The organism is Legionella stuttgartensis (genome assembly GCF_977063405.2).
In genome coordinates this window covers 500,664-515,281 of sequence record NZ_CDRUHA020000011.1, presented here as the reverse complement: position 1 = coordinate 515,281, position 14,618 = coordinate 500,664, and the positions used below count along the sequence as shown (strand labels likewise).

Genomic DNA, 14,618 nt, shown 5'->3' with positions numbered 1-14,618 from the left:
TCGAAACGAATAGCAAACAAAATGATGAAATTCAAAGTGGTTCACTAGGGCCAATCAATTTAGTCTGTTTGCTCTAGCAGAATCATCAACCTCAGATCAAAATACCTCACAATGCGCTATAGTTAATTCTAGAGAAGTTTGAAAATAAGCAAGAGTAGCAACTGCCTTAAAATAAAATTCAAGGCAGTTGCTATAATAATATCCTCTAAATTAATCTAAACACTGAGTATTGTTACCCTTATTAATTCAACTTACGATTGAATTTGTGATAATATTTCGTCTTTTATCAGTACAGGTTTAATCATGGATAAAGTCTATTCCCCTGAAGCAATCGAAAAAGCATGCTATAAAAATTGGGAAAATCATCATTATTTCCAACCGCATGGTGACGGTAAAAGATATTGTATTATGCTCCCTCCTCCCAATGTAACAGGCAGCCTGCATATGGGGCATGGTTTTCAGCATACGATTATGGATGCATTGACCCGCTATCATCGAATGTTAGGGCATAAGACTTTATGGCAACCTGGTACTGACCATGCAGGTATTTCAACGCAACTCGTTGTTGAGCGTCAACTTGAAGCCGCTGGAACCTCTAGAAAAGATCTTACCCGCGAACAGTTTTTAGAACGCGTTTGGCAATGGAAGAATGAATCAGGGAATACTATAACGCAACAAATGCGACGTTTGGGGGCTTCAGTAGACTGGAGTCGCGAACGATTTACCATGGATGAAGGATTGTCCGCCGCCGTACAAAAAGTATTCGTACAACTCTACGACGAAGGTTTGATTTATCGCGGAACTCGTTTAGTGAATTGGGATCCTAAATTAGGTACTGCAGTATCTGATCTCGAAGTACTTTCCGAAGAAGAAGATGGTTTTCTCTGGCATATTCGCTACCCAGTAGTGAACTCAACCGAGTCTCTTATTGTTGCGACCACTCGACCTGAAACGATGTTGGGTGACACGGCGGTTGCTGTACATCCCGAAGACGCACGTTTTAAACATCTTATTGGACAAGAGGTTCATCTTCCACTTTGTGATCGTACGATTCCCATTATTGCGGATGAATATGTCGATAAAGAATTTGGTAGTGGCTGCGTTAAAATTACCCCAGCGCATGATTTTAATGATCATGAAGTGGGCAAGCGCCATGAACTCCCTGTTATCAGCATCTTAACTAAAAAAGCATCTATTAATAAAAATGCCCCTTTAAAATATCAAGGCATGGATCGATTTGTGGCCCGAGAACAAATCATTAAAGATCTAGATACAGAAGGCTTATTAGTTAAAACAGAACCACATAAATTAAAAGTACCCCGTGGTGAAAAATCGAATGTCATTATAGAACCTCTATTAACCGATCAATGGTATGTTAAAACTCAACCACTCGCTGAGCCTGCAATTGCTGCAGTGAAAAATGGCGAAATTCGCTTTATTCCAGAAAACTGGAGCAAAACCTATTTTCAATGGATGGATAACATTGAGGATTGGTGTATTAGCCGTCAATTATGGTGGGGACACCGAATACCCGCATGGTATGACAGCAATGGAAATGTCTACGTAGGATATAGTGAAAATGATGTTCGCTTTAAATATAAAATTAAAGACTCAACGGTGTTAAAGCAAGATGAAGATGTCTTGGATACTTGGTTTTCATCTGCACTTTGGCCCTTTTCGACTTTGGGTTGGCCAGAACGTACTCCTGAATTAGAACAGTTCTACCCCACATCGGTTCTAGTTACCGGTTTTGATATTATCTTTTTCTGGGTAGCTCGAATGATCATGATGGGGCTAAAATTTACCGGAAAGATTCCTTTTAAAGAAGTTTTTATTACCGGCTTAATTCGAGACAGTGAAGGACACAAAATGTCCAAATCCAAAGGGAATGTTCTTGACCCATTAGACATTGTTGATGGAATTGATCTTGATTCGCTTATTGCAAAACGAACCTCTAATTTAATGTTGCAATCTGTTCGTGACACCATCATTAAAAACACTCGTAAAGAATTCCCTGAAGGCATTAGCTCCTATGGAACAGACGCTCTTCGTTTTACCTATTGTTCTCTTGCATCCACCGGCCGAAACGTACGCTTTGATATAGGTCGAGTTGAAGGTTATCGTAATTTTTGTAACAAATTATGGAACGCAGCGCGTTATGTATTGCTCAATACAGCTGAAGAACAAATGGATTTCGATGATGGAGCTTTTCAATATACCCCCGCAGATCAGTGGATTTTATCACGATTGCAACATACCATAAGTAAAGTACATCATTATTTCGAAACCTATCGATTTGACTTGTTATCAAACACAATTTACGAATTTGTCTGGCATGAGTACTGTGACTGGTATCTCGAATTGTCTAAGCCTATCTTACAAGATGAACATGCTTTGAGTGCATTGAAACGAGGTACTCGTAAGACTTTAATTCACGTACTCGATCAGATTCTTAAAATGTTGCATCCTTTAATGCCATTCATTACCGAAGAAATCTGGCAACGTACTACAAAGTTAACCATTGATAACGGTTCCAGCATTATGATCAGTGCTTATCCTCAAGTGAACCCCGAGTTTATTAATGATACCATTGAAGAAGAATTAGAATGGTTAAAAGCAGCGATTCAAGCAATACGTACAATCCGTAGTGAAATGTCAATTTCACCTGCTAAGCTTATTCCGCTTTATATTCGGAATATAACGCCAATCCTTAAAGACCGAGTGGAAAAATATCAACACACGTTAAAAGCATTAAGTAAATTAAGCCAGATCCATTATTTGGAAGCAGATGAAAAAATACCAGTCTCAGCAACTGCTGTGCTTGGTGAAATTGAATTACTTATTCCAATGGCTGATTTAATTGATAAAGAAGCGGAACTGACTCGCTTATCAAGAGAGTTATCCAAATTAGAGAAAGACATTAGTCTTGCTGAAGGTAAATTAAATAATCCTAAATTTACTGATAAAGCACCTGCGGAAATTATTGCTAAAGAACGTGAAAAATTAGCGCAAGCACAACAAACTAAAGAAAAGCTGTTGCAACATAAAATCAGAGTTGAGTCATTGTAAAAAATGGTAGCCTGGGTCCAGGTCCGCAGGACCGGAACCCGGGTTCGATTCGTCCCACCCAAGCTACAAATTATGAATTTGAGTCGTTTCCTTTTCCAACCACTCTATGATTGATCCACCAAGCAAGAAATAAGGTGGATAAAATTCCCAAATAAACACCTATATTATTCCAACTTGGTCCTACCAATTGCAAAGCATCAGGACTTTGGAAAATTGAAAATGGAATTGCAAGCAGGACGTCCATAATAGCAGAACCAGCTACCAAGCCACAGGCAATGAGTGTTCCTTTTTGTTTACGAATTACTGCCTGTTCTTTAACAGGCACTGTACGGTTTAAACGTCTTTCAACAAACAATGCAATCATTCCCCCAATAAACAATGGAAATGAAGAAGAAAGTGGTAAATACATCCCTATTGCAACGCCTAGAATGGATAAATTTAAATAGCGTCGTAATTGCAAAAAGTGATTAAGAAATATAATAATCAAAATAATTGCCGAACCAATAAACATCATGGTCCATGGTAATGAATTTCTGAAAACAGCCTCTGTAATGGCTGCCATTAAAGCAGCAGTAGGCGCAGGTAATGACTGAGTAATATCCATCCCGGCCTGTGGCATAACACCAGCAATCCCATATACATTAAATAATAATTGCATTACCGGCGGAATAACCAAGGAGGAAATTACTACGCCCAGCAACAGCATCAATTGTTGTTTCCATGGAGTTGCACCAACCAACTGCCCTACTTTAAGATCTTGGGTATTATCATTTGCAATCGCCGCAATACCAGTGACTACTGCGCCAATCATAATTGTAATCGCTTCTGCAGCCTTAATTTGTTCGGGCTTTAGCGGTAAGGGTAATAAATGATCTACCGCAACGAGTAACAACCAGGCAGCAAAAAGCATCCCCGAAATAACAACTGAACTTCCAGGACTTGCTGTGACACCAACCATACCAGAAAAATAGGCCGTAATAACTGAAAAAATAAAACCTATAATCAAGACATAAAGAACGGCAATGAAAATTAGGGTTGGAGAATATTCATTATCCAATCCTACTGAATGTAAAGGAAGAACAAGCTGGAAAAAGAGAAACAGGATTGCAGCTAAGGCACCGATACCTATCAAAATATAAGGTAAAGGAATGTCCTTATCCGTACGTGGTACCCGCGCATCCATTCCTTTATACGTATATGTTTTCAGGGACGTCTGGATACTTCTAGAAAGAGGTTTAGCCAATTTTAAAAAAGTCCACACACCAGCAAACAACATAGCCCCTATTCCCAAATAACGCATTTCACTATTCCATAATAGGGATGCAGCTTGCTCTGCAGGGTGCTGATTTAGAAATTCGGGATAAAATTGACTAACAATAGGTAAAGCAATTAGCCACGATATCACTGCACCTAAGAAGATACTGATTGCCATATCATGACCAACAAGATAACCAGCACCGATCATCGTTGCAGAAAAACCTGCGCCTAGACCAAATAGAGAGCGTTTTACCACAAACCAATAATTCCAACTGTTAGCAATTACTTTAAATCCAGTTTGGAATAATTCGATAAGCGCGCCTATTCCCCCACCGATTAATATGTCTTTGATGCCTGTTCTTTCGGCGGACGATTTTAATACTTCAGCAATTGCACGTCCCTCCGGAAATTTCAATGAGGGATCATGAACCAAAATACGTCGTAAAGGAATGGAAAATAATACACCTAGAATTCCACCACATACTGCAATGAAAAAATTGGTCATATAATCAAAATGATTCCAATAACCAATAATTATCAATGCTGGGATGGTATAAACAATCCCCCCTGCAACAGCCTCACCTGCAGAAGCTGCGGTTTGCACGGCATTATTCTCTAGAATGGTAGAGTTTTTAAAAAAACGTAAGACCCCCATGGAAATAATTGCAGCAGGTATAGATGCTGAAGTTAAAATCCCTAGTTTCAAAGCAAGATACGCATTAGACATCGCTAACAACACGGTCAATATGATAGCAAGGAACACCACTCGAAAAGTAAGTTCAGCCACTTTTTTGTCGGCAGCTATATAAGGAGTATCAGCCATTAACGACCCCAAACACTATTCTTTACTTCAGGAATTAGTAAAGAAGAAATCTGTGACAAAGGTATGTTTACCGTTTGCGGACCATAAACATAGGCTGCTACTTGATAGGTATCAAAAATAATATCTATCCCATTTTTTGAAAAAGACCAGATCTTATAATTTTTGTCTATAGGCTTAGTGCCTTCCTCGAGCCATTTTTTGTCTGAAATATTTTTCTCAGCAATTTTTTTACTGCAGAAACTGGCTATAGGTTTTAAATAATCTGTTTCAGGTCGAAATAAATCAGCTAACTGGACCTGGCTTCCATGGATAAAATTCAACACGGCAACAGTGTTTGAAGGATGGGCAGCTCCACGATGATTAATCGAAATATTAAATGCAACGCTCAAAGCATCTTGTGTTTTGTAAGGCAAAGAGTACGTGACATTCAAGCCGGATTTTCCAGGTGCATCTAAAGGCACGTCGGCATCATCAGCAAGCTCTTTAAAAAAACTACTTTTTGTTTTATCGATGAAGTCTTGCACTACTGCACTAATACGTGGATCCTTAAATCCCTGAGGATATTTAACATCAATAACATACGCAGGAGTTTCTTTTTTTATTGATATCGGATTTACGGCCCAAGCAGTAAACGAACTTACGATAATGCCTAAAGAAAGAATGGTTTTAAGTGGTTTTAACATAAATTTTATTCCTAGTAATTATCTGATGTAGAAACCCATTCCCCTGCAATCATCATATGATGGGGTAAGGGATAGGCAAAGTAATAACAAAGAGCCGCACTGTCATTAACAGACCACAATATCAAATCAGCTTTCATGCCTACAGCAATTGCTCCAAGCTCTTTTTGCAAACCTAATGCTCTTGCCGCTTGACTGGTAACCGCTGCTAAAGCTTCGGGAACTGTTAATGAAAAGAATTGACAGGCCATGCTCATCATCAAACGTAATGAAGTAGTTGGTGAAGAACCAGGATTACAATCGGTGGCAACAGCTATACCTACTCCAGCTCGACGCAAAAGTTCTACTGGGGGTTTTTGCTTTTCGCGTAAAAAGTAATAAGCGCCTGGAAGCAAAACAGCAACCGTGTTTGCTTCGGCCATAGCCGATGCCCCTTTTTCATTTAGAAATTCCAAATGATCACAAGACAAAGCACCAAATTCTGCTGCAAGTTCGCTTGCCCCAAGATTGGATAATTGCTCAGCATGACATTTTAAAGGGAGCTTTAATTCACGTGCAGCTGTAAAAACTTGCTCTGTTTGTTTCAGAGAAAAAGCAATGGACTCACAAAATACATCCACTGCATCTACCAAATTCTCTTCACATAATGCAGGCAGCATTTCCTGACAAAGTACATCAATATACGCTTGACTGTTTCCTTGAAATTCAGGACCTATTGCATGCGCGCCAAGGAAGGTTTTTCTAATTCTTAAGCCAGTTAACTCCCCTAAACGCTTAGCTACTCGTAGCATTTTCAATTCATTAGCCAAATCCAGTCCATAACCTGATTTAATCTCGACTGTAGTTACGCCATCATCGCGTAAAGCAAGAATTCTGGGCAGAGATTGTTTGAGCAACTCCTCTTCGGAAGCCTCTCGAGTGTGGCGTACAGTAGATAAAATCCCTCCCCCCGCCTTAGCAATTTCCGCATAACTAACTCCTGCCAATTTCATTTGAAATTCAGCAGACCTATTTCCTGCATAAACCAAATGAGTATGACAATCTATAAGGCCTGGAGTAATTAGTTGCCCCTGACATTCTTCTTTGTCTTGCGCTTCGTAAAATTGCATTGGCAATTGTGCTTGCGATCCACACCAGGCAATAAGACCATCTTTAATCGCAATAGCTTGCTGTGTTAATTGATTTCCCTGAGCATCAATGGTCGTCGCATTTAATAATAATTTGTCGCAGGCAGACATTAAAAATCCCAATGTTGAACTTGATGAGGTGGTTTAAGCCAGGCTTTATGGTGCTTGGTTTCGTATATATCCCATTCTTTAGATACATAAGTTTTCTTGTCTACATCCAACAAAAGCCAAGTCAAAAATTCAGCAACTGTATCCGGTGAAATCAATCGATTTTCCTCTTTCAAGCGCTGATAAAAATTTATGCGCTCATAATCTGGGTTGTCTTCGCTTCGCGCAACAACTTGCATTTTCGTATCAATTATCCCTGGCATAACGCTAGCGAAAGCAATGGACTCAGATTCCAGCTGCCAACACTTGGTTAACATCGATAAAGCAGCTTTAGAAACACAGTATGCAGCCCAACCTCTAATCGCGAAATAGGCGGCTCCAGAACCAATATTCAAAACACGACCATGAGTCAATTTATCGTATATCATTTGTGGAAGAAAAAGGGCCGCATTCAAATTAGTATTTAAGGCATGATTCCAGTCTTTAGAATCAATTTCCTTTATGGGTACCAATGGATTTAAAATTCCTGCATTGTTAACAAGCGCACTAATTTGTTTCTCATTATGTAAACGGTTTTTGATTAACTCTAAACCTTCACGTGTGGATACATCAGCGCAAACATATTGGATGTTTTCAGAAAAGGCGGCTGTTTCTTGCAGTGCCTTCTCTCTTCTACCTACAATTAAGATGGATTGCTCTCGTTTTGCCAAAGAAAAGGCCAATGATCTTCCTATCCCACTCCCTCCACCGGTAATAACAATCACTATATCCTCTTACACTTTTTTATTTAACATGCGAGAAATAATACCAGACATTGAATAAAGTTGGCATAATTTTATGCGCGTGATTGTGTTATCACTAAAAAATGAAAGAAAAATTCAAAATTTTAAAGGGTATGAAACTTCGTTCAATAACCACGCACAAGATGCTCATTTATTCTTATAATTAATTTGATTCTAGGCCACCACCCCTAGCTCCGCATCCTCGAGAACATTATAATGTGTACAAATATATCAATTCTCACTTTTCTAAACCTATGCATAAAGATACGCAACACGCTGTACATTTTATTAAGATAAATTTGGATTTCTTTTGTGCTCCATTTCTTAATCAAAAAGAGTTCCAACGTTGGACTTTGAGTTCAGGACAAGAACAGAATATTAGAAATCTGACTGATTCTCTGATGCTTCCTTTAACGAATCCTACTTCCTACATCGCAGAGTTTATTGATGCATTAATAGGAAAAGCGCTTGAACCTAAAGATACTTCGTGTTTGCGTTTCGGAGAAGAACAACGACTTATTGCTTTATTGGAAAAAAATTGGTCTTTAAGGCGTTCTATTCTGATGATTGCCAAAAATCCTTCAATCCAAAAATGGAATGAAGACCATCCACAATTAATTAACAAAACAAAAAAATTTTTTGCTATATATGAAGCGATAAAAACAATTGAAGAAAAAATTAAGAATCTTGACCAAAAATTTAATGAAGATGTTGAATACTCATTAACATCTTTATCTCTCATAAAACAAGAGCTTTATCATTTAGTGAATGCACAAAATGAACATAAAGAACAATCTGATATTCAGTTGAAATGCTATAAATTGATTGATCAAGCAAAACAAGATTTAACAAAGCGTTGGGGAGAATATCGAGAATTCAAACATATTCTTTTTTTAATTCATGAAGTATCTCATTCTTTGTTCTCCACTGAAAATCCCTATTCCTTTTTCAACGCTCATTCAAGTATTATTCAATCTTTTGGTCAATTAGAGATGACCCTCTCTCTTCTATAGCATAGAAGAGGTCTCATTTGCTCGAGTCACGTGACTCTGCTCTGGAATTTCCACTTCCGATTTATCAGGCAGTTCCTCGATGTATTGAATGAAATGGCTGTCCTCTTCACTCAAAAAAATTGTGGAATTAAAAAAATGGGCTCCTTGTGACGACTTGAAGAAATCGAGCTTATAAAATAAATAAATGCTCCCTTGATTCCCCTTTTTTTGTTCTTGCTCCAGGTAACCTTGTACCAGTTTGGTGTAATGTTGATTCCACTGCGGTGTTTTCATCCAAGAATTGATAATTTCAGCAACAAATGCTAAGAAGGGCTCGGTTTTTGAAAGTACATAATCTTGTTGAATGAGACAACGAATTAAATGAGGAATGAGATCATTATTTTTGTTCTCTCCTGCCTCAATATATAATTGAATAAATAAATGATGCCAGCGATCTTTATCTCTAGCAATCACTCCCTCCCCTACTCTCAAGCTCAACATGAGGTCATTTAAGGCTTCATAAGACGCTAATCGAAACGAACTAAGATAATACTGGATCGCTCTTTCTTGATCTCTGAGAGAAGAAGTGTCGGTATTTTGATGACATCCAGAATAGATTCTAGCCAAATAATGAGCCGCATGCTTATTTTTATTTATGACGGCTTGACTTAGGTATTCTAGTCCGCGCTGAAAAGTTAGTTCATCTGCTTGAGAAGCGGTATGAAATACACCTAAACAAAAAAGAGTTAATGAAGTTAAATCCGTTGATTTTGTCTGAGATAGCGTACATTGCAGGCGCTTAACTAACTCTGTCTTGCTTCCTTCATTTACACATAGTGAACAATCCAAAGCGGTGTGATTTTGTTGGTGGGTGGTAACGTATGCCAGATGCATGGCTATTCTCCATACGTTTTTCATTTCCTCAATAGATTGATAAGGTTGAAGGGAGAAGAATTCCATACCTGAACACCAATTTTAGCAAAACTGGCATTCTACCCTACTCGTCACTTTTATTCCATTTCGACTGGATATCTACCAATATTCAATCAAAAACAACAACACATGTTCGTTTTAAAATCCAATTGTTTATTTTTTGATATAATTATATTTAATCAGACTATTTTAAAGCTGGTGAATATGTTCTCGAAAGATAAACTCAAAAAAACGCTAGAAAACTTTGAATCAGAAGGCGTTAAAGACAACTCTGGTGGACATACAGCCGTGGTTTACAAAAAAAAAACCAAAGATACTGATAAGGTAAGTGCACGTAATAAAAAAATTTGGTTTGTTAAACAAGCATATTCCCCAGATGAACCATTAGAACTGGAAGTGATTTCAGGCGAAGTTTATCGGTTCTGGATTGGAAACACGCAACCTAAAACTCGTCTTGTAAATGACCAATTAGGTAATCGTTATGTCGCCTCCGAAGGCGTTCCTGGTTTTACAACCTACAAGACAATAATGGAGAAAGGATTAGAGCCTACTGACTATAAGACTTTTGCACGTATTCTTGTTAGTGCATTGGTCCTCGCTGAAACGGATCTAAAATCGGATAACATTGGTACTAATTCTAATGAAAGAAGCGTTAAAATTGATCATGACTCTTCTTTATGGCCTTTTGTTAAAAAATTAATGTCCATAGAAAATGATATTAATAATATCGATTTTAGTTTCGAGGATCTCGACGATATTTTGTCACCCAAAGTATTTCACCCCGTTATATGGGCTGGAGGACTTAAAAAAGAAATAAAAGAGAAACTTAAAAAAAATGAAGAATTTAAGCAAGAAGTATATCTTCAAATTTTAAGAATACTTGTTTATCCACCAGATACGCTCGATATGATCCTAGAAGTGAATGCGCCTGCTGATCTTGAGTTAAAAGCAGAGATTCAATCCTTCTTTAAGGAGCGTATAAACACATTTAGGACAGAGGCTTTAAAAAGCAAGGGTTTTAGAAAATTCGTACTAAATTTAAATATTGATAAATGCGAGGCCGATTTCAAAGAAGAATTGAAGCAATATTTTTCTGATAATAGAGCTTATGAAGGATCAGATACATCTCATTCTTTTCATGATGCCCTCCTTAAAATCAAAACCGACGTACAAGTAATACAAGGGTTAGAAAATAATAAAATTGATATTTTAAAAGAAAAGTTAAAGTTAGACCCGCAAAATCCTGAACATCTGAACTATTGGCAAGAAAAAGTATCAGTGGATGGAGGAACAACTGTACAATATGAGGATACCTCTTATAAAGTTCCTATGAGGATAGCTCAAATGATGCAGCTAAAAGTTGACACATTTTCTTCCTATCAAGACTTTAAAGATGAAATTGATAAAATTAGAAAACCCCAAACACGCGCGCTCTTTTCTTTATTTTCCGGAATCAAAAGTAAATTCGTGCGAGATAAAGCAACTCAAATATTATATGAAGCAGAAAATATTGAAGAGGTTAATCTAGAAGATCCAGGCAATCCCTCCAAAAAGATTAAGTAATAAAGAAGCGAACAACTGATAATGCTGCTTCATACTCAATCTGACTTTGAAAAATTACATACGATTTTAGATTCATTATTTATAGAACTTATCTCCGCTAGGTAAATTTAAAATTCATATGCAATAATTAACTGCTGACGTAAATAGATTATTCTGTAAAAAATAACCCAGGAGGTCTTATGTCTCAATTAGGTACATTACTCAGTAAATCAGCAAAACAATTTCCTGAAAAAATTGCCTTGGTTATTGAACAACAGAACTACAGCTACCAACAACTCGATGACTTAACCCAACGTCTGGCTGCTTCATTATTGAAGAAAGGTATCTCACAAGGGGACCGTGTCGCTTTTTTATTACCAAACAGTATTGAGATTATTTTATGCTACTACGCCTGTTTTTTGATAGGAGCTATAGCTGTCCCTGTCAACATTCGATTTAATAATCAACTGATACATTACGTTCTAGAACACAGTAAAGCGCGTATTTTTATAACCACACCCGATTATTATAATCAGTTAGATGAAAAAATATTAAACGAAATTAATGAATGCTATCTCACTTCCAAATCGGACAATTATCCTGGAGTGCACGACTTTCAACAATTACTCTCAGCCTCAACAGGGTTTCTGCCAAATATAGATATTGAATTGGAAAAACCCGCATTGATCTTCTTTACATCGGGGACCACCGGGCTACCCAAAGCCGTTGTACACAGCCATCAAAGCTTAGCTCAAGGGACACAAAATCAAATCAAACAAATCCAAATTAATCATGAGGATCACACGCTAGTGATGTTTCCAGTATGCTATTTGATTGGACTGGGATCACAAATTCTACCTTTTCACGCGGTAGGTGCAACTGTGGTGCTCTTACCTGAGTTTCGTCCCGAGGATGCATTGGTAAAACTACAGGAACATCAGATCACAAAAATATATGGCTTCCCTAAGCTTTATCTGGAACTCATCAATCACGCAGAATCTTCAGGTTATAAAATCAGCACGCTTAATTTTTGTTTTTCAGGAGGTGATGCAACACCAGTATCACTCCAGAACCAATTTAGTGCACTGTTTCATATCGAAATTACCGAAGGCTGTGGTATGTCTGAATTACAGATTTATTCCATGAACCCGCCCTATGGAAAAAAGAAAACTGGCTCAATTGGACTCCCCATAGAAAATATGGAAATGCGCTTAATCGATGAAAAAAACAAAACCATTGGGACCGCAGATAAAATAGGTGAGCTCATTATTCGTGGTAAAAGTATGTGTTCTGGTTATTGGCAAAATGCGGCTCTAACAGAAAAAACCATAAAGGATGGCTGGTTTCATACAGGTGATTTAGCTTATCAAGATAAAGAAGGATATTATTGGTTCGTAAGTCGTAAGGTAGATATTATTCGCTGTGATGAAGAACTTATCTCGCCCATGGAAATTGAAAAGATCTTTTATCAATTGGATGCTGTTAAAGAAGCCGCAGCTATTACTTTACCCAATACACATAAGAAGCTTCAGGATCACATTATCGTGTATGTAACATTAAAAGCCCAAGATCACCAACTAACACCGCAAATATTAATGAATTTTGCTCATGAATCACTGCCAATTAACAAGCGTCCTTATCAGGTCATCATTATGAACCAATTACCCTATGGTTTTACAGGGAAGATTGATCGTAATGCATTGAGGAAACTGGCGAAAAAACAAACCAATTAGCAAAGAGAGTCAAATCTTTTGACACGACGCCCTCATGTTATAATAAATTGAATAAGTACAATACACAAAGGTCAATTAAAATGAAAATTACTATTTGCATTAGCTTCTTTCTGGGATTTATCGGGTCATACCACTTAGCGTCTGCAGCAACAATCCAGTGCCCTCAGACCATTCAAACGAATCAGTCTTTACAGCATGATATAAGCAAATGGCATGGATTCTTAGATAATTTGAATAGTAACAATCATTTTGAACGGATTACATTTTATTCAGGACATCCTAAAGAACATGCAAGCCTTGCACCTGATAGTGAATCTTCTAAAATTAAAAAACTAACATGGACATTTGGAGAACAAGAAACTTGGATTGCTTGTGAGTATACACATACTCAAATTCAATTAATTCAAAAAATACCTGCAGGAACAAAATCATGTACTGTAACTTATAATGCAAATTATTTTAAAGTAGTTGCCATCAACTGCATTTAAGCTCAGAGTTAAAAGAGGGAAAAGAATAAAATTTTATAGGATTTAAAAGATAAGGATAAATACAGATTTTTATAAAACACATCTTTGAATATCATAAATGATCATAGGGGGAATTTAATGTTTGAACATCTTTCCAATTACCAACGTGCCAATCCTGCACTCTGGCAAGGTAGAAAAGATACAATTAATGCGGAGCGATTCTTTCAAAAAATTATTTTTCCTGTCAAACAAACCGATTTAATCACTAAAGAGAAAAAAATGGTTTTTCTCGGTTTCGCCAGTGATGCAGGTGTCCGTCGAAACATGGGTAGACCAGGAGCTAAATTAGGCCCTGATCAAATCAAAACTCAATTAGCAAAACTACCATGCTCTATAGAAAAGCCACTTTTTGATTTAGGTACGATTTTTTGTGAAGAAGATGAATTGGAAACAGCACAAACTCAATTTGCCAATTTAATCAGTTTTTGTCATCAACAAGGCCATCAAACAATTGCATTGGGTGGAGGACATGAAATCGCTTGGGCCCATTATCAAGGTTTAGCGCCCCATTATTCTAAATTAGGTATTATTAATTTTGATGCGCATTTTGATTTAAGACCCCATCAAAAAAATCAGCCGGGTACATCGGGAACGCCCTTTTCACAAATTGCAGCCTACTGCAAAGAAAATAATCAACCTTTTAATTATTGCTGTATGGGTATCCAAAAAATGGGAAATACTCCCTCCCTTTTTGAACGCGCTGATGAACTGAATGTTAATTACCTAACTGCTGAAGAGTTATATTCGAACAGCTTAGCGTGGCACCTGGCTTTTCTTGATGATTTCATGCTCAATCTAGATCATATTTATCTGACTATTTGTTTGGATGTTTTTGCAGAGTCATTTGCTCCCGGAGTCAGTGCGCCTCAACCGTTGGGAGTCACTCCCTGGCAAATTTTACCACTCTTGAAATACATTATTCAAAGTGGCAAAGTAGTTAGTTTTGATGTTGCTGAACTATCACCGCCTTTGGATCAAGAACAAAAAACTGCTAGACTGGCGGCTCTTATTATCGCAGAATTGCTACATACCATTTAAGGAGTCA

Annotated in this window: 11 protein-coding genes; 6 read left to right on the top strand and 5 right to left on the bottom strand. The window is 37.5% G+C overall.

Annotation, left to right across the window (positions count from 1 at the left end):
- Positions 1-303 precede the first annotated feature (303 nt).
- The gene (locus ACWTEW_RS04505) at positions 304-3,069 is read left to right on the top strand and encodes a valine--tRNA ligase (RefSeq protein ID WP_454780570.1); all 2,766 of its coding nucleotides are present in this window, start codon (positions 304-306) and stop codon (positions 3,067-3,069) included.
- Between the two features lie 70 nt (positions 3,070-3,139).
- Here ACWTEW_RS04505 and ACWTEW_RS04500 read toward each other — a convergent pair whose 3' ends face one another.
- Genes ACWTEW_RS04500 through ACWTEW_RS04485 form a run of 4 tightly spaced genes read right to left on the bottom strand, consistent with a single transcriptional unit; the run spans position 3,140 to position 7,828 of the window.
- On the bottom strand, positions 3,140-5,149 hold the full coding sequence (locus ACWTEW_RS04500; protein WP_454780569.1) for an OPT family oligopeptide transporter: 2,010 nt from the start codon (positions 5,147-5,149) through the stop codon (positions 3,140-3,142).
- Positions 5,149-5,832: a DUF3298 and DUF4163 domain-containing protein gene (locus tag ACWTEW_RS04495; protein WP_454780568.1), complete on the bottom strand. Its 684-nt coding sequence runs from the start codon at positions 5,830-5,832 to the stop codon at positions 5,149-5,151. The genes ACWTEW_RS04500 and ACWTEW_RS04495 overlap by 1 nt, the downstream gene beginning before the upstream one ends.
- A gap of 11 nt (positions 5,833-5,843) precedes the next feature.
- Positions 5,844-7,067, bottom strand: a complete 1,224-nt coding sequence (hutI, locus tag ACWTEW_RS04490) for an imidazolonepropionase (RefSeq protein ID WP_454780567.1) — start codon at positions 7,065-7,067, stop codon at positions 5,844-5,846.
- On the bottom strand, positions 7,067-7,828 hold the full coding sequence (locus ACWTEW_RS04485) for an SDR family NAD(P)-dependent oxidoreductase (RefSeq protein ID WP_454780566.1): 762 nt from the start codon (positions 7,826-7,828) through the stop codon (positions 7,067-7,069). Before ACWTEW_RS04485 ends, hutI begins: the two co-directional genes overlap by 1 nt.
- A gap of 272 nt (positions 7,829-8,100) precedes the next feature.
- On the opposite strand from ACWTEW_RS04485, the gene ACWTEW_RS04480 reads away from it, so the two are divergent.
- Entirely contained in the window at positions 8,101-8,859 is a 759-nt protein-coding gene (locus ACWTEW_RS04480) for a hypothetical protein (RefSeq protein WP_483099561.1), read from the top strand.
- Here the strand turns inward: ACWTEW_RS04480 and ACWTEW_RS04475 are convergent.
- Positions 8,854-9,732, bottom strand: a complete 879-nt coding sequence (locus ACWTEW_RS04475) for a hypothetical protein (RefSeq protein ID WP_454780564.1) — start codon at positions 9,730-9,732, stop codon at positions 8,854-8,856. The genes ACWTEW_RS04480 and ACWTEW_RS04475 overlap by 6 nt on opposite strands.
- A gap of 243 nt (positions 9,733-9,975) precedes the next feature.
- On the opposite strand from ACWTEW_RS04475, the gene ACWTEW_RS04470 reads away from it, so the two are divergent.
- The 4 genes from ACWTEW_RS04470 (at position 9,976) to hutG (ending at position 14,611) form a co-directional block, all read left to right on the top strand.
- On the top strand, positions 9,976-11,334 hold the full coding sequence (locus tag ACWTEW_RS04470; RefSeq protein ID WP_454780563.1) for a hypothetical protein: 1,359 nt from the start codon (positions 9,976-9,978) through the stop codon (positions 11,332-11,334).
- 179 nt (positions 11,335-11,513) lie between these two features.
- Complete coding sequence (locus ACWTEW_RS04465; protein WP_454780562.1) at positions 11,514-13,046, top strand: class I adenylate-forming enzyme family protein; 1,533 nt, start codon at positions 11,514-11,516, stop codon at positions 13,044-13,046.
- Between the two features lie 80 nt (positions 13,047-13,126).
- Entirely contained in the window at positions 13,127-13,534 is a 408-nt protein-coding gene (locus ACWTEW_RS04460; RefSeq protein WP_454780561.1) for an STY0301 family protein, read from the top strand.
- 117 nt (positions 13,535-13,651) lie between these two features.
- Positions 13,652-14,611 (top strand): formimidoylglutamase, encoded by a 960-nt coding sequence (gene hutG / locus ACWTEW_RS04455; protein ID WP_454780560.1) that lies wholly within the window; start codon positions 13,652-13,654, stop codon positions 14,609-14,611.
- Positions 14,612-14,618: the final 7 nt, after the last annotated feature.